The organism is Chryseobacterium sp. SORGH_AS_0447 (genome assembly GCF_030818695.1).
Classification (GTDB): Bacteria; Bacteroidota; Bacteroidia; order Flavobacteriales; family Weeksellaceae; genus Chryseobacterium.
The window spans coordinates 141,894-167,523 of sequence record NZ_JAUTAR010000001.1 but is presented as its reverse complement, the minus strand read 5'-3'; the positions used below and the strand labels follow the sequence as shown (position 1 = coordinate 167,523).

The window sequence follows — 25,630 nt, the reverse complement described above, 5'->3', positions numbered from 1 at the left end:
AAATTTATGGTAAAGCTTCACCAACTTTCACGGCGCAGTTGTGCCAAGGCTCTCCGTGCGGAGGGTTTGCTGCCGGTTTCGGACCTGTAGGTGCCGGTGCAGCAGCCTGAACCGGTGTGTTTTGTGCAACTACCTGAGCCGGTTGCTGGGTCTGAGCCGGTTTGCTGTTCAGAGGCTGTCCGACAGGAATGTCACATCGGTGCCCAGGTTCTCCGTGAGGCGGATTCATTCCTTTTGGAGTTACGGTTTTTGCTTTTCCGCTTTTGTCTACGGTAAACTTTCCGGGCTGAAGCGCATTAGGATCAATCTGGATGGCTTGTCCCTGCTGGGTATTTACCGCTACATTCTGTCCGTTTTGCGGTTGTGCCGGAGCGGAATTCAAAGGCTGCCCGACAGGAATATCACACCGGTGTCCCGGTTGCCCGTGAGGAGGGTTCATCCCGGCGGCGGTAACGGTTGCTGTTCCGGAACCAGTGGTAATGCCCGCCTGGTCTATAAGAGAAGCCTTTGGAGCCTGGTTTACAGCCACAGCCGGCTGCTCAACGCCTGCTTCTTCCGTAAGATAGGTGGCTCTCTCGTCTTTTTTACAAGAAACTGTAATTATAGAAATGGCCATCAGGCCCAACAATGTATTCTTCATATAAAACAAAATTAGCAAAACATTTTTAATTGCTTTGCTAACTTTATATTTATAATAATTTATTTTAAATTAATTCTTAACCAAAAGTCTGAATCCTTCACCGTGTACGTTGATGATTTCCAGTCCTTCGTCGTCTTTCAGCAGCTTACGGAGTTTTGCAATATAAACGTCCATACTTCTTGCCGTGAAATAATTCTCTTTTTTCCAGATCTTTCTTAAGGCCAGGTCTCTTGGCATAAAATCGTTTCTGTGGATGCAAAGCAGCTTCAACAGCTCATTTTCTTTTGGAGAAAGCTTGTATTCATTATCACCTACTCTCAACTGTCTCAGCATGGAATCGAAGAAGATGTTGCTGATCTTGAACTGTTCCTGCTCTTCATTTTCCAGCGTAGAGCTTCTCTGAAGAATAGCCTTGATCTTGTACAACAGCAATTCGGTATCGAAAGGCTTGGTGATATAATCGTCCGCACCCAGCTGATATCCCTTCAGAATGTCTTCCCTCATATTTCTTGCCGTAAGGAAAATGATCGGGGTATTTTTATCGATTTTTTTTACGTCTTCAGCCAGGGAAAAACCGTCTTTTTTCGGCATCATCACGTCAAAAATGCAGATGTCGAATTCGTTTTCCGTAAACTCTTTCAATCCCTGTTCGCCGTCGGTGGCAAGAGTAACCTCGAAATTATTTATCGTTAAATAATCCTTCAGCACAGCCCCGAAACTCTGGTCGTCTTCTACTAATAATATTCTGTTGCTCATAGTTTAAATTATTAAAATTAATCGTCAGAATGAACCCGTCACTCTTTTCTTCCTGTATTTTGTTTTGGTTTATTTTTTATCTAGCTCATCGGCAGTTTAATTGTAAAGGTACTTCCTTTTCCTTTAGAAGAATCTACAATAATCTGTCCTTTATGAAGTTCTACAATTTTTTTCACATAGGAAAGCCCTAATCCCTGTCCTTTTACATTATGGATATTTCCTGTTTCTTCTCTGAAGAATTTCTCAAAAATCTTCGTTTTGTTATGGGTTTCCATTCCCATTCCCTTATCTGAAACTTCTATTACATAAAAATGCCCTTCATTCTTGGTTCGGATCGTGATTTCCGGTGCCTCCGGCGAATATTTGTTGGCATTATCCAAAAGGTTTACCAGCATATTGGAAATATGGAACTCATCGATTTTAAAATTATAATGCGTTGCGTTAAATTCCTGCACAAGGGTCCCGTTTCTTTGCTGGACGATCAGGTTAAAAGATTCCGTTGTCCTGCGGATCAGTTCGCGTACATTGGTCTCCTTTAAAAACAACCGGACTTCGTTTCTTTCCAGCTTCGACATGTTCAGGACGTTCTCCACCTGTTTTTTCATCCTCAGGTTCTCCTGCTTGATCAGTTCCGAATAATATTTTACCTTATCCGGATTGGTGGCAATCTTATCGTTGGCTAAGGAATCGGTGGCTACGGAAATCGTCGCCAGCGGCGTCTTAAACTCATGGGACATATTGTTGATGAAATCCGTTTTTACCTCCGCCAGCTTTTTCTGTTTCATCATATAGTTGATGGAAATAATGTAAATTCCCAAAATCGTTAACAAGGACAGAAAAGTTCCCAACAGCATCGGCCAGTTGTTCATGGCCAGGGAATAATCCTTTTTCGGGAATACCAGAGCTAAGCTATACAGCGTTCTTTCTTTTTGATCCGTAAACAGCGGATAACTGTACGTATTGTTATCTTTCCGGTCTTTATAATCCCTGCTTACTACTTTAGTAAGGTTGTTATTCTTGTCGATAATCCCATAGCCGAATTTAGCGGAAATCCCACGAATCCGGAGCTCTTTGGTAATCACGGAATCCAGAACCTTGGAATTTACCCTTTTCGATATCGGGAGGTTGTTTCCTACGATCTTGGCGTATTCTTTCATTGAATAATCGCCATTTTCAATATCCTGGTTGAGGTCGGCCGTAAGGATGCCGCGGTCGGTTGTATCGCGCTTTATTTTATAGGCCGCTTCGTCGGTGTATAATTTGGTAAGCTTGATGGAATCTCCTTTCTGCGAAATCGGAAGCTGGCTTTTTTCGATAATGTTTTTCAGGTAAATGATCTGTCGTTGCTTGCCGGAATCCTCTACCTGCTGGATGGTCGTTAAAGTCGGCTGCTCACTATTGGCCAGAATATTGTTCCTGAAATCCTTGTTTTCGACATTCAGGTATTTATCAAGCTCAATTTCACCGATGCTTTTGGTTGTTCCTTCCAATGCAGAATAGACTTTTGAAGAAAAGTCCTGTTCCAGCGCACCATAATAATTTTTCAGCCAATAAAACTGGAGTGTTACGAAAACAATCAGTGAGATCGTCATAAACACTGAAATTATTGGAATGAATTTATTATTCATTTATTGATTTTTAATGGGTTTTTTAAATAGTAAATGTTAAAATTATTATTTTGTGATTTAATAAACAAAAAATAAGCCATAAAATTGTGTAATTTTTCTTAAAAATCTATTTTTTAACATTTATTTAGGAATTTTTAAATGGGTGGCATAGGAAAACTAGCCATGCTTAAAATAAACTGTAGCTTTGTATAAACAAAATATTTTTTATGGAATCCAATACTATTTTCAACAAAGATTTCGATGCAAAAAGCATCTATGTAATGAAAATCTATGATGCTGAAGTATCAAAAGTCTGGGACTATTTTACAAAATCCGAATTGCTAGACCAATGGTGGGCACCGAGACCCTGGAAATGCGAAACGAAAACCCAGGATTTTAAAAATGGCGGAACATGGCTGTATGCGATGGTTGGGCCGGCGGGAGAACGGCATTATGCGAAAGTAAAGTTCGGAGAAATTACCGAACACCGCAGCTTCGACGGAACCGATTCTTTCTGCGATGAAAACGGAATTGAAAGTCCTGATTTTCCTGAAGTAAAATGGCTTTTCGGCTTTACAGGGGTGGAAGAAGGAACAAAAGTAACGGTTAATATCCATTTTCCGAGCGAAGAGGTGTTAACAAAATTGCTAGGAATGGGTTTTGAAGAAGGATTTAAAACGGGGTTAACTCAGCTGGATGAAATTCTGAAGTAATACCTGACGGTGATCATTCCAGAAAATGCCAATGGAAACACCTTTATCCGTAAGAACGGGCTTCAGCCCGTTTTCAATATAAAGCCATTCCATCGGCTTTAGTCAAAGTGTAAAAAGAATTATTTCAAAAATAAAAAGGAAAGTAACTACTACTTTCCTTTTTTATTTTAAAAAGATTAAAATTAAACTTTAAATCAATTCCTCATCCTGAAAATACTGAATGATCGCTTTTTTCATCAAGAGCTGCTGCTCATTAGGCTTCAGTTCCGGAAGGTCTTCCAGTTTTTCAAAATGGGGATAACCGTCGTCGTCGTAATGCGAAAATTTATAGTACCCGAACGGTTCCAGCAGCCTGCATACGGCAATATGGATGAGGTTAACTTTATCGTCTTTCGTATATTTCTGCTGGCCGCTGCCCAGTTCCTGAAGGCCTATCAGGAAAAGATAGGTTTCAATAGGCGCATTTTTCTCCGTATCAAAATTTTCAATGAAAAATTGTTCTACTTTCTGCCAATATTCTGCTTCGTTATTCATAATGTATAAATCAATTTTCCTGATTGTTATGGATATGCTGCGCTTCAGATTTTGCCGCGTCCTGCTTTCTTGCAAGATTCAGAAGCTGCTCAAACTTTTCATCTCTCTTTTCCCGCAGGTATTCCTGTTTTTCAATTCGATTGATTCTGCTTTTTTGGAAAAGATAATACACGAGAGCAATGCCAATGAAAATAATCAGGAGAGTCATATCTTAATTTTTATTTTCGAGTTTTAGTAAAAATGCATATTCCAGGGCATCTTCTTTTAAGGATTCAAACCTTCCGCTTGCTCCGCCGTGGCCTGCGCTCATATCGGTCTTAAAAACCAAGAGGTTATTATCCGTTTTCAATTCCCTCAGTTTTGCAGTCCATTTGGCCGGCTCCCAATACTGAACCTGCGAATCGTGCAGTCCGGTAGTGATCAGTACATTCGGATAATCTTTGGCTTCTACATTATCGTACGGTGAATATTCTTTCATGTAATAGTAATATTCTTCGTCATTCGGATTTCCCCATTCGTCGTATTCTCCGGTTGTCAAAGGAATGGTTTCATCCAGCATGGTCGTCACCACATCCACAAAAGGAACCTGCGCCACGATCCCGTTGAATAAGGAAGGTTCGTAATTCATTACTGCTCCTACCAGCAATCCTCCGGCGCTTCCGCCCATGGCATACAGATGTTTGGATGAAGTGTAATTTTCTTTAATTAAAAACGTTCCGGCATCAATAAAATCGAAGAACGTATTTTTCTTGAACAGCATTTTTCCGTCTTCATACCATTCTCTTCCCAGGTATTCTCCTCCTCTGATGTGTGCTATGGCATAAATAAAACCTCTGTCCAGGATCGAAAGCCGTACATTCGAGAAACTTGCATCTACCGTATGGCCGTAACTTCCGTATCCGTATAAAAGCAGCGGGGTATCCGCAGATTTTTTTGTGTCTTTATGATATACCAGAGAAATAGGAATTTTTGTCTCCCCATCTCTGGAATCTGCCCAGATTCTTTCCGAAATGTAGTTTTCCGGGAAAAATTTTCCGCCCAGTACTTCCTGCTGCTTAAGAAGAATGGTGGTCTTCTCTTTCATATTGTATTCGTAGGTAGAACTTGGCTGCGTAAGGGAAGTATAGCCGTAGCGGAGAACTTCCGTATCAAATTCAAGATTTACCCCGATATAGGCCGTATAGGTAGGATCCGAGAACGGTAGGTAATAAGATTCCTGCGTTTTTTCGTCGATGATCTTAATCTGTAAAAGGCCCTGCTCGCGCTCTTCAAGCACCAGGTAATTTTTAAAGATCTCAAAACCTTCCAGCAGAACTTCAGGGCGGTGCGGAATAACATCCACCCAGTTTTCCATACCGCAGTTATCGATTTTGGTTTTTACGATTTTAAAATTGAAAGCATCATCTGCATTCGTAATGATGTAAAATTCGTCTTCGTAATGTTCTACGGAATATTCCAGATCGTCAATCCTCGGCTGAATAATCGTCCAGTCTGCAAAAACATTGTCGGAAGGGATAAACCGGTGTTCATCCGAAATCGTGCTTGAGCTGGCAATAAAAATATATTCCAGGGATTTTGTTTTGAAGACATTTACGTCAAAGGTATCGTCTTCTTCATGGAAAATCAGCACATCTTCAGAAGCGTCGGTTCCCAGCTTATGACGGTAAACCTGGAAAGCTCTCAGGCTTTCGTCTTTTCTGATGTAGAATACATGTTCGTTATCATTGGCCCAGACTGCTTTTCCGGTCGTATTCTCAATTTTATCAGTAAGGATTTCGCCTGTTTTAAGATTTTTGAAATTGATGCTGTAAATCCTGCGGCTTACATTATCGGTTGAAAAAGAAGCTAATTCATTATTCGGAGCTACAGCCACGCTGCCTACTTCAAAATAATTTTCGCCTTCCGCCAGGATGTTGACATCGAGAATAATTTCCTCTTCGTTTTCCAGGCTTTGGTATTTTCTGCAGAAGATCGGATATTCTTTTCCTTCTTCATACCGAACGATATACCAATATCCATTGAAAAAATACGGCAGGGACTCATCATCTTTCTTATAGCGGGCTTTCATTTCCTCAAAGAGTTCTTCTTGCAGCTGCTCCGTATCTTTCATCACGAAATCGGCATACGTATTTTCTTCTTCAAGATATTTAATGACTTCGGGATTTTCCCTTTCGTTGAGCCAGAAATAGTTATCAATTCTTTGATCACCGTGTGTTTCGAGGAGTTTTTCTATTTTTTTTGCCTTTGGAGCTTCCATTAATATTAATTCTTGTTCAAATTTAGTTAAAAAAAAACCATCTTTCCTGTATGAAAAGACGGTTGCTTTATATTTTTATATTAAAACTTATTTGTGAAGTGCTTTAATATATTTTTCCAATGCCATGGTCATGGACGGAGTTTCTTTTGTAGGCGCCATCAAATCCACTTTCAATCCTGCTTCTTCTGCTGCTGCCGAAGTGGTAGATCCGAAAACACCGATTTTCGTATCTTCCTGCTTGAAGCCTGGGAAATTCTGCTGCAGAGATTTGATCCCCTGCGGGCTGAAGAAGATAAGCATGTCGTAATCCTTTACATTGATGTCGGTAAGATCGCTGCAAACGGTTCTGTACATAATCGCTCTTTTCCAATCTACGTTGGAAGCTTCCATTGTTTTTACGATATCCGGACTCAGAACATCTGATGAGGGAAGCAGATATTTCTCTGTCGGGAACTTCTTGAAAAGCGGCAACAGATCGGAAAAATTCTTTTCTCCAAAGCTGATCTTTCTTTTCCTGTAAACGATATGCTTCTGAAGATAGTTCGCAATCGCTTCGGACTGGCAGATGTAACGCATCGTGTCAGGTACCGAAAAGCGCAGCTCTTCCGCTAATCTGAAGTAATGGTCTATCGCATTTTTACTCGTGAAAATGATTCCGGTATATTGCGTAAGATCGATCTTCTGTGTTCTCAGTTCTTTATTGTCAACTCCTTCGACGTGGATGAAAGGACGGAAATCAATCTTTATCTTTTCCTTCTTTGCAATTTCCAGGTACGGAGACGACTCACTTGGCGCTGGTTGAGAAACCAATATAGACTTTATTCTCATCATTGACATTTATTAAAAAAATAATAGCTTCCAAAGCAACAAAAGAGGTGCGATTTGGAGGGTGCAAATATACAAAAATTTATAATACCATTTTTCAGGTAAGATCTTGTTCTTGTGAAATAAATAGAAAAAAACCTTGAAAATGAATACAAAAGAAAAAAAGAACAGGTAATAGAAAAATATTTTATTTCTGTCAACCGGGAAATAATAGTGGGTGACACACAAAATAATCAGTAAAAAGGAGAGAATAAAATAAAATTTTGTAGCAGTAAAATAAAAAATAGTCCACTTCTTTCCATCACCGATACTCTGGAAAAATAAAAATCCCAGGCTGGTCCGTACCAGGTAAAAAAGCATAACGGCAATCAGGCAGAACCCAAATTTGTTCAGCTGGTACCCCAAAATCTGCAAGTCAGCCACGAATTTAGGAACCATAGGAACATACTGCGAGATCAGGACGGCCAGGGTAAGTACCACTACGCAGGAAGTAATGACCCAGCTGGGCAAATTGTTGCTGGAGTCAAAATATTTCTGCAGCAGAAAGTCTCTCAGGTTGGCTTCTCTCTCTACGATATTCATCATAAAAAGATATAAAAAGATACAACCTAACAATATAAAGATTACCCAGTCGTTGTTCTCAGGTATTCTCGTATGATTTATAAAGTTTTGTGATAGCGGCAACGTAATTTTTTTGCAAAATTATAGATTATTTTGTATAAAATAAAAAGGTTAAATAAACTATCTTTGCAAACTGAAATGAAAAAACTGGTCATAATTCCGACTTACAACGAAAAGGAAAATATTGAAGATATTATTTCCGCAGTTTTTGCATTGGAAGATGACTTTCATATTTTGGTAGTGGATGACTCGTCTCCTGATGGAACGGCGGAACAGGTGAAAGAGCTGCAGAAGGCATTTCCGCATCATCTTCACTTATCCGTACGAAAAGTAAAAGACGGTCTGGGAAAAGCATATATCCACGGCTTCAGATGGGCTATCGAGAACAATTATGATTACATTTTCGAAATGGATGCCGATTTTTCCCATAACCCGAACGATCTGCCGAAACTTTTCGAAGCCTGTCTGAATGCGGATATGGCCATCGGTTCCCGCTACTCCAAAGGGGTAAATGTGGTAAACTGGCCGATGGGAAGAGTGTTGCTTTCGTATTTTGCTTCAAAATACGTACGGTTCGTATTGGGACTCCCGATTCATGATACAACGGCAGGTTTTGTCTGTTTTTCAAAAAAAGTACTTGAGGAGATCGGTCTCGATAATGTAAAGTTAAAAGGATACGGATTTCAGATTGAAATGAAGTTCAGGGCCTTTAAAAAAGGATTTAAAATCGTGGAAGTGCCGATCATTTTTACCAACAGAATTTTGGGAGAAAGCAAGATGAATGGCGGAATTATTCATGAAGCGGTTTTCGGAGTATTAAATTTAAAATGGAAATCTTTCATCAACAGGTTATGAAAAAACTGTTCTTCATTTTCGTGCTGATGGGTCTTTTTTCCTGCGGAGACTACATCGATAAGCCCAAGAACCTGCTTTCCAAAGATCAGATGGCGGAAGTACTGGCAGACCTGGCTATCAATGATCAGGCTACATTTATCTATCCGAATTCCAATCTGGAAGCAGGGACGAGATATGTTTTAAAACAGCACAATATTAAATCCGAAGATTTTATTGCCAGCTTTAAATACTATGTTGTAAAGGAAAAGATGCAGGGAATTGCGGAGGATGCACAAAAAATAATATTGGAAAAAGATCCGAAGGCGGATCAGTATGTAAAGGATAAAAAAAATAAACCGGGGGAACTTCAGCCTCCTCCCGTTTTATCGAGATAAGAAGATGCAAAAGTTTTTTACTATAGAAAAAACCTCTGAAGGAAAAGCAAGAGCGGGAGAGCTTACCACGGATCACGGTAAGATTCAGACCCCGATCTTTATGCCGGTGGGAACGGTAGCGAGTGTAAAGACCGTTCACCAGAGGGAATTAAAAGAAGATATAAAAGCGCAGATCATTCTGGGCAACACCTATCATTTATACCTCCGTCCGGGCATGGAAACCATGCAGGCAGCAGGAGGGCTGCATAAATTCATGAACTGGGATCTTCCTATTCTCACGGATTCAGGAGGCTTTCAGGTATTTTCACTGGCGAGCAGCCGGAAGATGTCCGAAGAAGGGGCCCGATTCAAATCTCATATCGACGGAAGCTATCATATGTTTTCCCCGGAAAAATCGATGGAAATCCAGCGACAGATCGGTGCCGATATTTTTATGGCTTTTGACGAATGTGTGGCTTATCCCTGCGAGTATAACCAGGCGAAATCTTCGATGGAGCTTACGCACCGCTGGCTGAAAAGATGCATTGAATGGACGGAAAACAATCCTGAATTGTATGGCCATAAGCAGAGACTCTTCCCGATTGTGCAGGGATCTACTTTTTCAGATTTGAGAAAAATTTCTGCAGAAGTGATAGCTGAATCGGGAGCTGAAGGAAATGCCATCGGCGGACTTTCCGTGGGTGAGCCTGAAGAGGAAATGTACCGGATTACCGATGAGGTGACCGATATTCTGCCGAAAGAAAAACCAAGATACCTGATGGGGGTAGGAACTCCGTGGAATATCCTGGAATCGATCGGTTTGGGTATTGATATGATGGATTGTGTAATGCCGACGCGTAACGCAAGAAATGCCATGCTCTTTACCTGGAAAGGGGTCATGAATATGAAAAACGAAAAGTGGAAGCAGGATTTTTCGCCGCTGGACGAATTTGGAACAAGTTTCGTAGATACGGAATATTCAAAAGCGTATGTGAGGCATTTATTTGTTTCCAAAGAATACCTGGCGAAACAGATTGCTTCGATTCATAACCTGGCTTTTTACCTGGATTTGGTAAAAACGGCAAGAGAACATATTTTAGCAGGAGATTTCTACCAGTGGAAAGACGCTGTAGTTCCAGTGCTGCGCCAGAGATTGTAATAGAGAAATAAGAAAATTCTGACAGGAATAATTAAATAAAAATGCAGTAGCATGCTAAAGATCATTGACCGATATATCGTACGAAAATACCTTGGGACTTTCAGTTTCATGCTGATATTGCTGTCTATCGTAGTATTGGTGATCGATGTGCAGCAGAAGATCCCGAGGATCGAAAACGCTACGGCGATCGATCCGAAGCTGAATGTTACGTACTTTCTGATCCATTTCTACCCGTTCTGGATCATCAACTTGATCATGACCTTCCTTTCGATCCTGGTCTTTATTTCAGTGATTTATTTCACTTCCAGAATGGCAAATAATACCGAGATCGTTGCGGTAATAAGCAGCGGGGCCAGTTTCCATCGCTTTGCCCGGCCTTATCTGCTGACTTCTTTATTTATCGCCATCTTATCATTGGGAATCAACCATTTTTTATTGCCGTGGGCCAATATCCAGAAAAACCAGCTGGAAGCTTATACCTACAATGCAACGAATAAGGAGAAGGTGCTCGGTACCGCTCCTGTTTCCGCACAGCTTAGCAAAACCGAATATATCTTTATCAACACCTGGAACAAAAGGGAAAAGAGAGGTTCCGGGTTCCTGTATCAGAAGTTTGATAAAAACAGGAGAATGGTTTATGAGCTGAAGGCTTCCGATGTATCGTGGGATAAGGACAAGAAGATCTTCGTTTTAAATTCATACACGGAAAAAACCATCAATAAAGACGATACGGAAAAACTTTCCAACGGATTCGACCTGAAGAAAAATTATGGTCATGATCCGGAAGAACTTTTCCCGAACGAATTATTGGGGCAGAATAAAACCACGCCTGAACTTTTAAAATTCATCCGAAGGGAAACCGAAAAAGGAAACAGCAATCTGAATGCCCACCTGAATGAGTTGCATCAGAGGACTTCCATGCCTATTTCCATCGTGATCCTTACTTTTCTGGCACTTTCCCTTTCTTCACAGAAAAAAAGGGGAGGGCTGGGCGTTAACTTAGCTTTGGGGATTTCCCTGGCTTTTGTTTTCGTATTTTCGTTTGAAGCTTTAAAAGTGGTTTCTGAGAACAAAAGCATGTCTCCGGCTCTGGCGATGTGGTTCCCGAATATTGTGTTTTTTCCGCTTGCTGCCTTTCTTTATATCAAAAGGGCCAATCAGTAAAGCAGTTTTATCTCTTTGTGGTAAAAAGACTGTAATCCTTCATCCTCAAGTTCGATCCATAGCTCTCCCTTTTCATCAGCATTGCGGATGATGCCATTTTGTCGCCTTTTATCCTTTTCAAAAACTGAAATTTCATCCTTTCGGAAAAGCTTTTCATTAAAAAGATTCAGGATTTCCTTTTCGGAAGGTAAAATTTTTAACCTCTCTGTTAAATACTCATCCAATTGCAAAGCAAATTTGTGGAGATCAAAACGTTTTCCCGTAAGTGTCAGAAGTGAGCCTGCATGGGAAATTTCATCAAATGTTTCCTGTAGAATATTGAATCCTGCTCCGATAATAAAATAATTCCGGTGGTTGAATTTTTTCTTCTCGATCAGAATTCCGACGATTTTTTTATTTTTCAGGATGATATCATTAGGCCATTTTATTTTCACCTGGGTTTCAGCCAGATTGGCAAGAAAATCGCTAATAACAATTGCGGTATAATAATTGAACATGACATCGGAGGCCGTGAAATTTTCAGTCCTTATGGCCAGCGTATAAGCCAAATTTTTTTCAGCCGTTGAAGACCAGGTATTTCCGTATTGTCCGCGACCTTTTGTCTGATTGAATGTATACACCGTAATAAAATCTGAATTTTCGTAAAGTAAAAACTTGGATATTTCGTCATTAGTAGAAGAACATTCATTCAGGTAAAATAATTGACTCATTTAAGAAAACTTTAAGACTTTCGGGGGTTAAAAGTAAGGCTAAAGTAAAAGAAAAACAATAAATTTGCAGATTATAGTATTTTTTAATGAATAAAACAGCAGAAAAACAAGCACTAATAGATAAAATTGTAGAGGCTATCCAGGATGTAAAAGGCGAAGATATCATGATATTTGATCTTTCCAACATCGAAAACTCAGTGGCAGAAACGTTCATCATTTGCAGCGGAAACTCCAATACCCAGGTTTCGGCCTTGGCAGGAAGTGTGGAAAAGAAAGTAAGAAACGACCTGAAAGACCGCCCTTGGCACGTTGAAGGTACCGAAAACTCCATGTGGGTACTCGTAGATTATGTTTCGGTAGTCGTTCACATTTTCCAGAAAGAAGTACGTGAGTATTACGATATCGAAGAGCTTTGGGGGGATGCCGCCATCACGAGAATTGAAAATTAATATTAATTTAAAAAGTATAAATGAACAACAAAGGATTTAACTGGTTTTTTCCGATCATGATTGTAGCACTGGTGCTATTTTTTGTGGCCAATTCTTTTGGTGACAACAGCGCCAAGTCTATCGATGAAGATGGGTTCTTCAGAGAAATGCAGGCGGGAAAAGTTCAGAACATTATAATTTATAAAGACACCGAAAGAGCCGATGTTTTCCTTACAAAAGCTGCAAAAACAGCGACGGTAAACACCAGAGAAAACGATCCGCTTTCTGCTTTTTCAATGGCTCCGAAAGCAGATTATACGGTTAAATACGGAGACCTTCAGCTTTTCCTTCAGAAATTTGACCAGGTAAAAGCACAAAACCCGGCTATTAAAACATCGAAAGATTACGGTGTAGGAAAAAGCCCACTAATGGATATTCTGGTTCAGGCATTGATCTGGATTACGATCCTGGGAATATTTTATTTTATTCTTTTCAGAAAAATGGGAAGCGGCGGTGGCCCCGGAGGACAGATTTTCTCCATCGGGAAATCAAAAGCCAAGCTTTTTGACGAAAAAGAAAGAATTCAGGTAACATTCAAAGATGTTGCCGGTTTAGAAGGCGCTAAAGAAGAGGTTCAGGAAGTTGTAGACTTTTTGAAGAACTCAGAAAAATATACGAAACTGGGAGGTAAAATTCCTAAAGGAGTTCTTTTAGTTGGGCCTCCGGGAACCGGTAAAACCTTATTGGCGAAAGCGGTAGCAGGGGAAGCAAAAGTTCCTTTCTTCTCGCTTTCAGGTTCAGATTTCGTGGAAATGTTTGTAGGGGTTGGTGCTTCAAGGGTAAGAGACCTTTTTGCCCAGGCTAAAGCTAAGTCTCCAGCAATTATCTTTATTGATGAGATCGACGCCATCGGACGTGCAAGAGGGAAAAACAATTTCTCGGGCGGAAACGACGAAAGAGAAAACACACTGAACCAGTTGCTTACTGAAATGGATGGTTTCGGTACCGATACCAACGTTATTGTAATGGCAGCGACCAACAGAGCGGATATCCTGGATAAAGCGTTGATGAGAGCCGGACGTTTTGACCGTTCGATCTATGTAGACCTTCCGGAACTGCATGAAAGAAGACAGATTTTTGATGTTCACTTAAAGAAGATCAAACTCGATGATAATGTAGACCGAGAGTTTTTAGCAAAGCAGACTCCTGGATTCAGTGGAGCGGATATTGCCAACGTTTGTAATGAAGCAGCCCTTATTGCTGCCAGAAATGATCATTCTTCGGTAAGCAAGCAGGATTTCCTTGACGCGGTTGACAGAATCATCGGTGGTCTTGAAAAGAAAAACAAAGCCATCAAACCATCTGAAAAGAAAAGAGTTGCTTATCATGAAGCAGGACATGCGACCATTTCATGGCTGGTAGAACATGCTTCACCACTCTTGAAAGTGACGATTGTACCGAGAGGTCGTTCGTTAGGAGCAGCATGGTACCTGCCTGAAGAAAGACAATTGACCACTACAGAGCAGATGTTGGATGAAATGTGTGCGACGTTAGGAGGTAGAGCGGCAGAACAGGTTATCTTTAATAATATCTCGACAGGCGCGCTTTCCGATCTGGAGAGTGTTACAAAGAGAGCACAGGCAATGGTAACCATCTACGGTCTGAGCCCGAATATCGGAAACATTTCTTATTATGACAGTTCAGGGCAGTCTGAGTACAATTTCGGAAAACCTTATTCTGAAGAAACGGCTAAGAAAATAGACGTTGAAATCAGAGGGCTTATTGAAACACAATACGACCGTGCGGTACAGATTCTAACCGATAACAAAGACAAGCTGGATGCTTTGGCAACTAAACTTCTAGAAAAAGAAGTAATCTTCCGCGAAGATTTGGAAGAGAGGTATTTGGAAAAAGAGCCTGGGATCCTGAATTGACGGAAAAACCGGTAACGAATACGATTCCTACTGCGGAACCGCAAGAGCAGATCCTTGTTAAAGGAAAAGAAGGAGAAGGCGAAATCCAGGCACCTGAAAGCCCTACCCAGATCTAAAGCTTAAAAATTAAACATCATAAAACCTGACAGTTCTGAAATTGTCAGGTTTTTTCATATTTATCGGCATGTTTTTGGATTTCTATGGGATTAATTTATATTTTTGTATTAAGTTGACTAAAAATAAACTACGTTGAATTTATTCAAGAAGATTGTAAGCAAACTTACCAACCAGCCTGAAGAAGAGCAGAAACAGAGTCTGGAAAAGCTAGGGGATTCGCTGAAAAATGCGGATCTTGACTATAAATTTGCCCAGTTGTTTACACATTCAGGAGGATTTTTCAATTATTGTGCAGATGAAGCAGAAGCTCTGCAGACCTTGAACCAGATCATCAAAATAGAAGGGATCCGAAACATGTTCTGCTGGGATAAAGATCTTCAGAATTTTCTGAATGTGGTAAAAACGCCGTATACACCGGAACTTCAGTCAGGAGACGATGCCAGTTTTATTACCTGTGAGTATCTGATTGCTTACGATGGAAGGATCATGCTTTCGCACAACAATATCCTGCATTACCATTCGTCGAGGCTGCCGGATAAAATCATTATTATGGCCAACGTTTCACAGATTGTAAACAACCTGAATGATGCTATGGGGAAAATCAAACGGAACGGGAACATTAAGAATCTTACATCCATCAGCGGAGGCCACTCCAAGCTCGATACTTCTTCGCATACGAATACGAAGCTTTTTTTATTGCTGCTTGAAGATTAGGCATCAACTTATAAAATTAAAATTTTGGACAAAAATCTCATTCAAAGAACTCTTTCAGGGCTTGTTTATGTCGCCGTCATTATTCTTTGTACCACTCCGCTCGGAGCACAGCTGATCAACAGTTTTTCGCCTGATCTTGTAAGGCAGGAATACCTGTATTTCGGATTAATTGCGCTGTTATTAGGAGTAGGCTCGTGGGAATGTTTTAAAATCATGAAATTCGGAAAAGGCTACGAGCGATTTGTTGTTTTCCCACTGGTTATTTTTATTTTCTATATTTTTTCAAAAAGATATTTTCATTTCGATTTCTTTTTCGATTTCAGGTTAAGTGAAATTTTGGCAATGGTTTTAATCCTGATTGCTGTGGTCACTTTGTTTAAATATCCTAACGAACTCTATTACGACAGCGGTAAGCTCATCTTTATCGTTATCTACGTAGCTTTGCCTTTCAGCTTTGCTTTGGGGCTGCCCAAATTTTCAAGATTCGATGACCGTTTTACACTGGAAGTTCTTTTCCTGTTTATACTGATCTGGAGCAGCGATACTTTCGCTTATCTCACCGGGAAATTCTTCGGTAAGCATAAAATGGCACCAAAAATCTCTCCTAAAAAGACATGGGAAGGATATATCGGAGGAGTTGTACTCACCTTGGTTTTATCATACTTCATTGAAAAATATCAGCATGACCTGCGCGGAAACTGGATGATAGTCGGTTTCCTGGTCGCTGCTTTTGCTCCGATAGGCGATTTGGTGGAAAGCCAGCTTAAAAGAAACTTTGCTGTAAAAGACAGCGGCAACATCATTCCTGGGCATGGCGGTGTATTAGATCGCCTGGATAGTTTTTTAATCTGCGTTCCTGTCGTATATTTGTACTTTATTTTAGAAAAATTTATTTAATCTCATGAAATTACACAGAGAATCGAAAGGAACCATCACCGTTGCCACCTTGCTGTTTATCATCGTAGGCGTACTGGCTATTTATTTTCTAGAAATGTGGTCGCTGGTGATCATTCTGCCTTTACTGGTGGTATACAGTCTGGTATTTTGGTTCTTTAGAGTACCAAACCGTGATATTTTGGATCACAAGGAAAATGTGATTGCCCCGGTAGACGGAAAGGTTGTTATGATCAAAGAAGTTGAGGAAGACGAATTTATCAAAGGGAAAGCCATCCAGGTTTCCATCTTTATGTCTCCGCTGAATGTCCATATCTGCCGGTATCCGGTTTCAGGAAAAGTAATCTATAAAAAATATCATCCCGGAAAATACCTGGTTGCATGGCACGAAAAATCTTCTACAGAGAATGAAAGAACAACCGTTGCTGTAGAAAGCTTAACCAATCATCAGGTAGTCTTCAGACAGATTGCGGGATACGTGGCCAGAAGGATTGTTTTCTATTGTAAAGAAGGCGATGACGCCAAAGCGGGGCACGAGTTCGGATTTATTAAATTCGGGTCTAGAATGGATGTATTTTTGCCTTTGGATACGGAAATCGTGTGTAAGATCGGAGATATCACAAAGGGAGGTCTGGATGTTATTGCCAGAATGAAAGAAGACTAAATTTAATAATGATAAAATTTAAAGAGGAAATCGGAAGGTTTCCTCTTTTTTGTATTTATTAAAACCCGTCTGACAGAATACTAAACCCTAACTGTAAATTTATGATTTTGTATAAAATTTAATGATAACATGAAGTTTGTAAATATTTTTTGGATATGATGGGTATAATTTAACCGGTAATTTATAAATTTGTCTGTTTTTAAATAAATCTAATAAATAAAAAATTGCTGAATGAAGAAAATTCTACTGTCTTTACTTATTCTATCCTCTTTCTTTAAAGCCCAGACAAGCATCAATGTCTTTTCACAGATTGTCTTCTATGACGGCTACGCAGCTAATGTTTCACAACCCGTACCTGCGAATACCATCCGGCTGGCGAACTCAAGATACACCAGAAAACTGACGGACACAGAGCTGAATAGTTTCCAGAACAGAATCCAGATGAATGTTATTATCGGGGCATTGTGTGACAACTACGACAGAATCGGCGGGGTGCATATTGCTTTGGTCCCAAAAGGGCAGGCCTCTTATACCATGAGCGATCCATTGGTAAAGAGATTTGAAGTCGGAAGGTACATTACGCCATTCATGAATAAAAATATTTCTCCCACCGAGGTTCCTTATACTTATAATGTGGATAACCTATATCCTGTTTTCAGTAATGTTGCACTTAGAACAGCTTATGATATCTGGGTGGAGCTTGATGTATTCGGCGTTCCGTATGCGGCCAATACACAGGTTGCCGGATGCGCCAACAGAAATGATGTATTTGCCGGAACGTTGACGTTTGTGACTTCCAATGATCCTACGGTCAATAATAACTTCAATACGGTTCTTCCGATGCTGGATTCCAGCCCGCTGAATAACTATAACAATACGGATGTTGCGGGGCAAACCGTACGGTTGGTTAATTTCAATCTTATGCAAACGGCGGCTAACCCTAAGTTTTTTATTGTTTCGACACCGCACGGAGCCGGTACCAACGGTGAAGAATATGTAAGAAGACAGAATTTCGTTTCCCTTGATAATACGCAGGTGCTAACCTTTACGCCAGGAGGGAAATCGTGTGAGCCTTACAGAATGTACAATACACAGCCTAACGGTATTTATGGAAATTATGCACAGTCGACGTCTTGGTGGACCAGCTGGAACAATTGGTGTCCGGGAGATTCCGTTCCGATACGGACTTTTTCGGTGACTTCTCTTTCTGCCGGAAGCCATACGATTAAATATGAGGTTCCTTCTGCCGTATTTTATAACCAGGACGGCCAGATCGTATTGTCCATGTATATGCAGAGCCTGAACCAGAATCTTTCGGTAAAAGATGTCTCTACGACGGATGTTTCCATTTATCCGAATCCTACGGCAGATTATGTAACGGTAAAAGGACAGAAAAAGGTAAAACTGATCTCCGTGTTCTCAACAGACGGAAGGAAACTTTCGGAAACTACTGATTCCAAAGCTGATATTACCGCTTACCCTGCCGGAGCCTATGTATTGGATATTACGTTGGAAGGAGGTGTCCGGTTTACGCATAAGGTGATTAAAAAGTAAATTTATCATAATACATAAAAAAGAGAAAGCTGTAATGGCTTTCTCTTTTTATTTTATAACAAGATTAAATTTTTAATCGAAATTCTGCAGCTCTACCAGCTTGTGGTACACCCCTCTTTTCGCAATGAGATCATGATGGGTTCCCTGTTCCACGATGTCTCCTTTTTCCATAACCACAATCCAGTCTGCTTTTTGGATAGTAGATAGACGGTGGGCAATGACCAGAGAAGTTCTGTTTTCCATCATTTTTTCCAGCGCGTCCTGTACAAACCGTTCAGATTCCGTATCTAGCGCAGAAGTAGCTTCATCCAGGATCATGATCGGCGGATTCTTCAGGACGGCTCTTGCAATGGAAACCCGCTGTTTCTGGCCTCCGGAAAGCTTACCTCCGTCATCACCGATATTTGAGTCATATCCTGCCGGAAGATTGGAAATAAAATGATCGGCATTAGCAATTTTTGCGGCTGCGATTACTTCTTCTCTCGTTGCATCAGGCTTACCCATTAAAATATTATTGTACACCGAATCATTAAAAAGTACCGACTCCTGGGTTACCATTCCCAACAGCTTACGGTATTCTTTCAGCCTTAAGTTTTTAATATTGATACCGTCAATTAAAATTTCACCTTCTGAAACATCGTAAAACCTGGCCAGAAGATTTGCAATGGTAGTCTTCCCGCTTCCGCTTTGCCCGACAAGAGCAACAGTTTTTCCTTTAGGAATGCTCAGTGAGAAGTTTTTAAGGATTGTGTGATCTTTATCGTAATAAAAACCGATATTATTAAACTCGATAGATTGATTAAGTGTAGAAATACTGACAGGGTTCGGAACTTCATCAATTTTTACATCCGCATCAAGGATATCAAGTACCCGTTCCAAGGAAGCTTCCCCTTTCTGAACGTTGGAGATCGACTGGGATAAACTTTTCACCGGAGGTAAAATCTGGAAGAATATTCCAAGGAAAACCAGAAAGTCGGCAGGTGAAATGCTCTTATCCACGATGATCTGTTTTCCTCCGTACCAGGCAATGATCAGGAAGGTCACGGAACCCAGGAATTCGCTCATCGGCGAAGCCAGTTCTTTCTTTCTTCCCAACCGGATGGAACTGTTGATCCATTTCTGCATCGACTGCATAAAACGGCTGTCCATAATCTTTTCAGCACTGAAAATTTTGATCACTTTCGTTGACTTTAAAGTTTCATCAACAATAGAAAAGATATTTCCCATTTCGTTCTGAGCTTCATGAGAATCTTTTTTAAGGCTTTTTCCGATCAGGGCAATCATGGTACCCATTACCGGTAATACCAACAGGGAGAAAAGCGTCATTTCCGTACTCAGGAAAAACAGAGTTACCAACGTACTGATGAGCATAAACGGAGCATTAATCAGCTCCACAAGGCTTCCCAAAATATTTCCTTCCACTTCTCCTACGTCATTCGACATACGGGACATCAAGTCCCCCTTTCTGCTTTCCGTAAAGAAAGAAACGGGAAGAGAGAGGATTTTTCTGTACATCGCTCCCCGAAGGTCTTTGGTGACCCCGACACGATAGTTGATCAGTAAAAAGGATCCCAAGTAACGGAAAAGGTTTCTCAGTAAAAACATAAAAGCCGTAATTACACACAGCCAGGCCAATACCGTAAGTGCGCCATACTGTGTTACAAGGCTCTGAACATAATAGTTGGCATATTCTTTAATGTAACTGAAGAAATCCAGCACTTCCCCTGAATAGGATGGAGGCGAGCTGTATTTTTTAGCTTCGATGGTGCCGAAAAGCATTCCCAAAACCGGAAGGATGGTCCCTAAAGATGCAATCTGGAATACAGAATACATCAGGTTGAAAAACAAACTTCCGTAAATGTATTTTCGATGGGGTCTTGCGAACTTAAGTATTTTAATATATTGATTCATTCAATGAAAAAATTGGATAGCAAAATTACATAATTAAAATGATAAGACGTTTTGAATGGCGTTTTACTTTAATCAATAAGTTTCAAATCTTTGGAATTTGTTACGTGATTCGCGAAGAGGCGTGTTAGTGTGCCTCTAGATAAAGAAAAAACCGCCAATTGGCGGTTGAGTATTTAAAACTTTACTTTGTCATTATACTTTGGGGCAAAATTCTTCGGAGACAGCTTTTCAAGTGTTTTTCCGAAATTATTGATGATCTGCGTCAGATTGGAAAAATCAACAACGTTTACATCATCGCTTTCCTGATGGTAATGGGTGGCTTTCGTCATATCAACTGTTGAAAACGAATGCGCGATAATTTTCTTCTTTACAAAGCTTACATTATCCGAACGGTAAAACAACTGCTGGGCGGCGTAAGGATCAGGATTTACCTTTAATCCGTTTGCTGCATTTTTATTGAACAGCTCATCAAGGTCGGAAAATTCGTCACCGGTCATAAACAGAGCGTTTTTTCCAAACGCAGATTCGGTAGCCACCATTTCAAAATTAAATAGGGCCGTCATGTTGTTGTAAATGTTATCCAGGTTCTTATCGGTTGAAATAGCTCTTGAACCCAACATGCCCTTTTCCTCTCCGTTAAAGGCTATAAAGACCATCGAAAATTCCGGCTTTTTATTTTTAAAATAATCCGCGATGCCTACGAGCGTTGTAATTCCGCTGGCGTCATCATCTGCACCGTTGTAAATATGATCCTTCGGATTATTGCTTGTGCCGATATGGTCGAAATGTCCCGAGAAACCCAGGTATTGATTTGTTTTTCCCTTTTTGATACCACAAACGTTATAAGCCGTTTTTCCTTTATAATCAAAAGGGACCAGGTAAGAAGTCCCGGTACAATATTCCAGATTATTCTCTTTGAAGAGCTTGGCGATATAATTGGCAGCATTTTCATTTTCCTGAGTGCCGATTTCACGGCCTTTCATTTCGTCGGAGGCCAAAGTGGAAAGCACGGTTTTGATTCTTTCCTGCGAAACCTCCTGAGCAAAGGTAAAAATGGAAAATAAACTTAGGGTAAGATAGGTCAGTTTTTTCATATGATAAATTTATGCATAATCTGTCGCGGTTTACCGGAAAATGTTGCATCAGGTTCTTCAATTTACAAAAATAATAAAGATGATATGATGGAGTATAACCAAAGTATTAAGCAGCTGGTTTTTAAATATCAATTTTAAAAAATAAAAAATATAAATTTACCCATGCTATTAATTGCTAAAGAAGCGCCTTTGCGACCGACAATATCAGTATACATCAGTTCCCATTTTGCGTCCATAGCATTTAAGATGGAAGCAGGCATAAAAGAAAAAACAGCTCCTTAAAAAGAAGCTGTTCTCACTCAAAAAATCGTTGTAAGGTTATCGAAGTCTGTCTACTGATTTTACGAGCCTTTCATCTTTCTTAATGTAAATGTTTGCTATAAACAAACAGATCACCGCAATCAATGAAAAAATCGGCTCAATACCCTTCTCAGGAAAACTGATTCCTCCGGATAAGTTTAGCAGCCAGTACGCCAATATTCCAATCAACAAAGCGTTTATAATGATGCTGACGGTATTCAGCAAAATCTGTCTTTTTCTGTTTTTAAAGCTGAAAACACTCAGCAGCCCGATCAAAACAAGGACGAAGCATCCGATATTGATGACGGGAATACTATCGGAAATGATCACATCCTGCGCTGTAACGAACAGGAACACAGCAGCCAAAACTGCTAAAAACGTCCAAATAGTCTGTATTCTTTGTAGCATTGAATATTAAATTCTACGCAAAAGTAATATAAATTTTGCACAATTCAAAAATAAGTGTAGATTTGCATTATACAAATGTACTTGAAAACAATAGTCACCCGACTTACTTTTCTTATTCACAATTAATTACATTTTTTACATTAAATATGTTTAACATTGAAACGTTAAGGTCAAAATCCGTAACGGAACTGACTAAAATCCTAAAGGATTTGGGCGTTAAAGTGGCAAGAAACAGCACTGAAAATGACAAAATCTTTGCAATTCTTGACTTTCAGGCTTCAAATCCCAAAGTGGCAAAAGAATATTTCAACACCACGGAAACCAGTGTAAATACTGAGGAAAAACCGGCAGATAAACCTGCGAAGGCGCCTGCCCGAAAAGCGGCTCCGAAAAAGACTGTAACGAAAGCAAAAGCGGAAGCCAAGCCTGCAACAGAAACAGCAGCGCCAAAAGCGGAAGAAAATACAGAAGCAGAAACCGCTTTAAAAGAAACTCCTGTTCAGGAACAGAAAACAGAAGAGCCAAAAGCAGAGCAGACGGCAGAAACAGAAGAAACAAACGCTGCCCCGCAGGCAAAGAAAAAGAGAAAGAGAGTTTCAACGGCCAATACCACAGGCACTGAAACCCAGGAACCAACAGAAGCTCCTAAAAACACAGAATCTCAGGAATCTGCTCCCGCAGAAGAAAAGCCGAATACCCCTCAACATCAGGCAAGACCTCAGAAAGGACAAAACAACCATCCGCATAACAACGGAAACCAGCATAGAAATCAAAATCAGAACCAGAACCCGAATCAAAACCAAAACCAGCATCAGAATAAGCAGCAACAGCAGCAACATTCTGAACGGGCGGAGGAACAGCATGAACAGAAAAAAGAGTTCAGTTTCGACGGAATGGTGAGCATTGAAGGTGTTCTGGAGATTTTACCGGATAACTACGGCTTCTTACGTTCGTCGGATTTCAGTTACATTTCCTCTCCGGATGATGTGTATGTTTCTACGGCACAAATCAGAAACTTCGGATTGAAAACCGGAGATACCGTACGGGGAATTGTAAGGCTTCCGAAAGAAGGGGAAAAATATTTTTCGCTGCTGAAACCTACGGAAGTTAACGGAAGAGACCTTGCTTTTATTAAGGACCGTGTTGCTTTTGAATACCTGACGCCGCTTTTCCCGGAAGAAAAATTCAACCTGGCCGGAAACAATTCTACCATTTCTACAAGAATTGTTGACCTGGTAGCACCGATCGGTAAAGGACAGAGAGCGATGATTGTCGCCCAGCCGAAAACCGGTAAAACCATGTTGCTGAAAGATATTGCCAACTCTATCGCGGCAAACCATCCTGAAGTATATATGATGGTGCTTCTGATCGACGAACGTCCTGAAGAGGTTACCGATATGGAAAGAAGCGTAAATGCGGAAGTAATTGCCTCTACCTTTGATGAAGCAGCTGAAAAGCATGTGAAAGTAGCGAATCTTGTATTAGCAAAAGCCCAGAGAATGGTGGAATGCGGACATGACGTAGTTATTTTGTTAGACTCGATTACAAGGCTGGCAAGAGCATACAATACCGTTACTCCTGCTTCAGGAAAAGTATTGTCCGGTGGGGTAGATGCCAATGCGCTTCACAAGCCGAAAAGATTCTTCGGAGCAGCAAGAAAGATTGAAGGCGGCGGTTCTTTGACGATTATTGCAACCGCTTTAATTGATACCGGTTCCAAAATGGATGAAGTGATCTTTGAAGAGTTTAAAGGAACAGGAAACATGGAGCTTCAGCTGGATCGGAAAATTGCCAACAGAAGAATTTATCCTGCTATTGATCTGGTAGCTTCCAGCACACGTAGAGACGATCTTCTTCTTGATGAGGTGACTTCCCAGAGAATGTGGATTCTGAGAAAATATCTTTCTGAAATGAATCCGGTGGAAGCCATGGAATTCGTAAGCAAAAACATCAGAGGAACCCTGAATAATGAGGAATTCCTGATGTCTATGAATAAATAAATTAATTTAATTTGTTATAAAAAGCACGGGCATTTATGTCCGTGCTTTTATTTTAAGAACCTGCTCATTTAAAAATGTTTTAACGGTAAAAATTAAAAGAGCATTGAGTAATTTTAATTTACATTGATTTATTGATCCCTATTTTAATGACCTCAATAAACTACATTCGAATGCGTGGAATCCAAAAGTTTCCAGCTTCCATCACCCATCTTCCCGGCTTCAAAATTTAATTCATTCTAAATCAGAAATCAATGTTAAAGATTTATTAAAGTAATCTTCATTTTTTGATGGTAGATCAAATTATGACTAAATTTGAGTAATAACATTAAAAATAAAATTATGTCATTCGAACTACCACAACTAGGATATGCTTATGATGCATTAGAACCGACTATCGACGCAAAAACGATGGAGATCCACCATACGAAACATCACCAGGCATATGTTGACAATTTAAATAACGCCATCAAAGGAACAGACCTTGAAGGAAAAACAATAGAAGAAATCTGCCAGACCGGAACAGATAAGCCAGCAGTAAGAAACAACGGAGGAGGACACTTCAACCATACTTTGTTCTGGGAGATCCTGACGCCGGGCGGAAGCAAAGAGCCGGTAGGAAACGTAAAAGAAGCCATCGAAACTTACGGAGGATTTGAAAAATTCAAGACAGATTTTTCTGATGCTGCTAAAACAAGATTCGGTTCCGGATGGGCTTGGCTGGTTAAAAATTCAGACGGTTCTGTTTCAGTAACTTCGACGCCAAACCAAGACAATCCACTAATGCCGGTAGCTGATGTAAAAGGAACACCGGTTCTAGGACTTGACGTTTGGGAGCATGCTTACTATTTAAATTACCAAAACAGAAGACCTGACTACGTTACAGCATTCTTCGAAGTGGTAAACTGGGATAAAGCAGAGGAATTATTCAACAAATAATTTTTTACTGTTTAAAACTAAAAAGGTTCAGCATTGCGCTGAACCTTTTTTAGTTAAAACCTTGTCGTATCACTTCCGGAAAGCCCGTTCATCCTCAATCCATAACGCCAGTTAACATACGCGAAAACCTGATACAACTTGTATTCAAATTTTAACCCGTATTTTTCTTTAGGGTCATAATCAATGGATGATTCGATCACATTCCGGTACCGTCCGGAAAAATAATAGGAATTCCATTCTGCTACGAGCTGGGTATTTCTGTTCTTCAAATAAGATTCTGTATACTGGCTGATCGGTTTGGCTATGGCGTTCATAAAATAATCGAACTGGGTGTCAATTACCGTAAGATCCCATTCTCCGTCTTCATTTTTGGAAGGTTTCATTTCGTTCTTTTCTTTATCGCTTGCAGAAGGCGTCTGTGCGGAACAGCTGAAAGTACATAAAGAAATTATCAAAAGGGCGATTATATTTTTCATATCCGT

Annotated in this window: 25 protein-coding genes and 1 pseudogene; 13 read left to right on the top strand and 13 right to left on the bottom strand. The window is 40.3% G+C overall.

Annotated features, from left to right (window positions below; all coding sequences use genetic code 11):
* Positions 1-4: 4 nt before the first annotated feature.
* The 3 genes from QE422_RS00755 to QE422_RS00745 form a co-directional block, all read right to left on the bottom strand.
* Positions 5-640 (bottom strand): hypothetical protein, encoded by a 636-nt coding sequence (locus QE422_RS00755; RefSeq protein WP_307454368.1) that lies wholly within the window; start codon positions 638-640, stop codon positions 5-7.
* Positions 641-709: 69 nt separating this feature from the next.
* Positions 710-1,396 carry a response regulator transcription factor gene (locus QE422_RS00750; RefSeq protein WP_027380477.1) on the bottom strand — a complete coding sequence of 229 codons (687 nt, stop codon included), beginning with the start codon at positions 1,394-1,396 and terminating at the stop codon, positions 710-712.
* An 80-nt stretch (positions 1,397-1,476) separates the two neighbouring features.
* The gene (locus QE422_RS00745; protein WP_307454364.1) at positions 1,477-3,024 is read right to left on the bottom strand and encodes a sensor histidine kinase KdpD; all 1,548 of its coding nucleotides are present in this window, start codon (positions 3,022-3,024) and stop codon (positions 1,477-1,479) included.
* A 206-nt stretch (positions 3,025-3,230) separates the two neighbouring features.
* On the opposite strand from QE422_RS00745, the gene QE422_RS00740 reads away from it, so the two are divergent.
* A complete protein-coding gene (locus QE422_RS00740; protein ID WP_307454362.1) occupies positions 3,231-3,716 on the top strand; it encodes an SRPBCC domain-containing protein in 486 nt (161 codons plus the stop codon).
* 189 nt (positions 3,717-3,905) lie between these two features.
* Here the strand turns inward: QE422_RS00740 and QE422_RS00735 are convergent, their stop codons facing one another.
* The 5 genes from QE422_RS00735 to QE422_RS00715 all read right to left on the bottom strand — a co-directional run bounded on the left by QE422_RS00735 (position 3,906) and on the right by QE422_RS00715 (position 8,016).
* Positions 3,906-4,250, bottom strand: a complete 345-nt coding sequence (locus QE422_RS00735) for a hypothetical protein (protein WP_307454361.1) — start codon at positions 4,248-4,250, stop codon at positions 3,906-3,908.
* A gap of 10 nt (positions 4,251-4,260) precedes the next feature.
* A complete protein-coding gene (locus QE422_RS00730) occupies positions 4,261-4,458 on the bottom strand; it encodes a hypothetical protein (protein ID WP_307454359.1) in 198 nt (65 codons plus the stop codon).
* Positions 4,459-4,461: 3 nt separating this feature from the next.
* Positions 4,462-6,507 carry a S9 family peptidase gene (locus QE422_RS00725; RefSeq protein WP_307454357.1) on the bottom strand — a complete coding sequence of 682 codons (2,046 nt, stop codon included), beginning with the start codon at positions 6,505-6,507 and terminating at the stop codon, positions 4,462-4,464.
* Between the two features lie 87 nt (positions 6,508-6,594).
* The gene (locus QE422_RS00720) at positions 6,595-7,335 is read right to left on the bottom strand and encodes a uroporphyrinogen-III synthase (protein WP_307462259.1); all 741 of its coding nucleotides are present in this window, start codon (positions 7,333-7,335) and stop codon (positions 6,595-6,597) included.
* A gap of 12 nt (positions 7,336-7,347) precedes the next feature.
* Positions 7,348-8,016 carry a DUF4271 domain-containing protein gene (locus QE422_RS00715; protein WP_373463313.1) on the bottom strand — a complete coding sequence of 223 codons (669 nt, stop codon included), beginning with the start codon at positions 8,014-8,016 and terminating at the stop codon, positions 7,348-7,350.
* A 75-nt stretch (positions 8,017-8,091) separates the two neighbouring features.
* Here QE422_RS00715 and QE422_RS00710 point away from each other — a divergent pair, with 75 nt between their 5' ends.
* The 4 genes from QE422_RS00710 to QE422_RS00695 are packed head-to-tail and all read left to right on the top strand — an operon-like array spanning position 8,092 to position 11,484.
* On the top strand, positions 8,092-8,808 hold the full coding sequence (locus QE422_RS00710) for a polyprenol monophosphomannose synthase (protein ID WP_307454354.1): 717 nt from the start codon (positions 8,092-8,094) through the stop codon (positions 8,806-8,808).
* Positions 8,805-9,182, top strand: a complete 378-nt coding sequence (locus QE422_RS00705) for a DUF4296 domain-containing protein (protein WP_307454352.1) — start codon at positions 8,805-8,807, stop codon at positions 9,180-9,182. Before QE422_RS00710 ends, QE422_RS00705 begins: the two co-directional genes overlap by 4 nt.
* A 4-nt stretch (positions 9,183-9,186) precedes the next feature.
* Complete coding sequence (gene tgt / locus QE422_RS00700; RefSeq protein WP_307454350.1) at positions 9,187-10,320, top strand: tRNA guanosine(34) transglycosylase Tgt; 1,134 nt, start codon at positions 9,187-9,189, stop codon at positions 10,318-10,320.
* 51 nt (positions 10,321-10,371) lie between these two features.
* Positions 10,372-11,484 carry an LptF/LptG family permease gene (locus QE422_RS00695; RefSeq protein ID WP_307454348.1) on the top strand — a complete coding sequence of 371 codons (1,113 nt, stop codon included), beginning with the start codon at positions 10,372-10,374 and terminating at the stop codon, positions 11,482-11,484.
* Here the strand turns inward: QE422_RS00695 and QE422_RS00690 are convergent.
* The gene (locus tag QE422_RS00690) at positions 11,478-12,194 is read right to left on the bottom strand and encodes a biotin--[acetyl-CoA-carboxylase] ligase (RefSeq protein WP_307454346.1); all 717 of its coding nucleotides are present in this window, start codon (positions 12,192-12,194) and stop codon (positions 11,478-11,480) included. The two genes, QE422_RS00695 and QE422_RS00690, sit on opposite strands and share 7 nt — an antisense overlap.
* An 86-nt stretch (positions 12,195-12,280) precedes the next feature.
* Between QE422_RS00690 and rsfS the strand changes: the two genes are divergently transcribed.
* The 6 genes and pseudogenes from rsfS (at position 12,281) to QE422_RS00660 (ending at position 18,499) form a co-directional block, all read left to right on the top strand.
* A complete protein-coding gene (gene rsfS / locus QE422_RS00685; protein ID WP_300225864.1) occupies positions 12,281-12,643 on the top strand; it encodes a ribosome silencing factor in 363 nt (120 codons plus the stop codon).
* Positions 12,644-12,663: 20 nt separating this feature from the next.
* Positions 12,664-14,672, top strand: a pseudogene (ftsH, locus tag QE422_RS00680) (ATP-dependent zinc metalloprotease FtsH).
* Between the two features lie 133 nt (positions 14,673-14,805).
* On the top strand, positions 14,806-15,387 hold the full coding sequence (locus QE422_RS00675) for an LUD domain-containing protein (RefSeq protein WP_307454342.1): 582 nt from the start codon (positions 14,806-14,808) through the stop codon (positions 15,385-15,387).
* 24 nt (positions 15,388-15,411) lie between these two features.
* Positions 15,412-16,284 carry a phosphatidate cytidylyltransferase gene (locus QE422_RS00670; RefSeq protein WP_307454341.1) on the top strand — a complete coding sequence of 291 codons (873 nt, stop codon included), beginning with the start codon at positions 15,412-15,414 and terminating at the stop codon, positions 16,282-16,284.
* Positions 16,285-16,288: 4 nt separating this feature from the next.
* Positions 16,289-16,945 (top strand): phosphatidylserine decarboxylase family protein, encoded by a 657-nt coding sequence (locus QE422_RS00665; RefSeq protein WP_307454339.1) that lies wholly within the window; start codon positions 16,289-16,291, stop codon positions 16,943-16,945.
* Positions 16,946-17,176: 231 nt separating this feature from the next.
* Positions 17,177-18,499, top strand: a complete 1,323-nt coding sequence (locus tag QE422_RS00660; RefSeq protein WP_307454337.1) for a peptide-N-glycosidase F-related protein — start codon at positions 17,177-17,179, stop codon at positions 18,497-18,499.
* Positions 18,500-18,571: 72 nt separating this feature from the next.
* Here the strand turns inward: QE422_RS00660 and QE422_RS00655 are convergent, their stop codons facing one another.
* The 3 genes from QE422_RS00655 to QE422_RS00645 all read right to left on the bottom strand — a co-directional run bounded on the left by QE422_RS00655 (position 18,572) and on the right by QE422_RS00645 (position 22,212).
* Entirely contained in the window at positions 18,572-20,410 is a 1,839-nt protein-coding gene (locus tag QE422_RS00655) for an ABC transporter ATP-binding protein (protein WP_307454335.1), read from the bottom strand.
* A 173-nt stretch (positions 20,411-20,583) separates the two neighbouring features.
* A complete protein-coding gene (locus QE422_RS00650) occupies positions 20,584-21,504 on the bottom strand; it encodes a M28 family peptidase (protein ID WP_307454334.1) in 921 nt (306 codons plus the stop codon).
* Between the two features lie 318 nt (positions 21,505-21,822).
* Positions 21,823-22,212: a DUF4293 family protein gene (locus tag QE422_RS00645; RefSeq protein ID WP_307454332.1), complete on the bottom strand. Its 390-nt coding sequence runs from the start codon at positions 22,210-22,212 to the stop codon at positions 21,823-21,825.
* 146 nt (positions 22,213-22,358) lie between these two features.
* Here QE422_RS00645 and rho point away from each other — a divergent pair, with 146 nt between their 5' ends.
* Both rho and QE422_RS00635 read left to right on the top strand, forming a co-directional pair.
* Complete coding sequence (gene rho / locus QE422_RS00640; protein WP_307454330.1) at positions 22,359-24,212, top strand: transcription termination factor Rho; 1,854 nt, start codon at positions 22,359-22,361, stop codon at positions 24,210-24,212.
* Between the two features lie 339 nt (positions 24,213-24,551).
* Positions 24,552-25,148: a superoxide dismutase gene (locus QE422_RS00635; protein WP_307454329.1), complete on the top strand. Its 597-nt coding sequence runs from the start codon at positions 24,552-24,554 to the stop codon at positions 25,146-25,148.
* Between the two features lie 53 nt (positions 25,149-25,201).
* Here the strand turns inward: QE422_RS00635 and QE422_RS00630 are convergent, their stop codons facing one another.
* Entirely contained in the window at positions 25,202-25,624 is a 423-nt protein-coding gene (locus tag QE422_RS00630; protein ID WP_307454327.1) for a DUF6146 family protein, read from the bottom strand.
* Positions 25,625-25,630 lie beyond the last annotated feature (6 nt).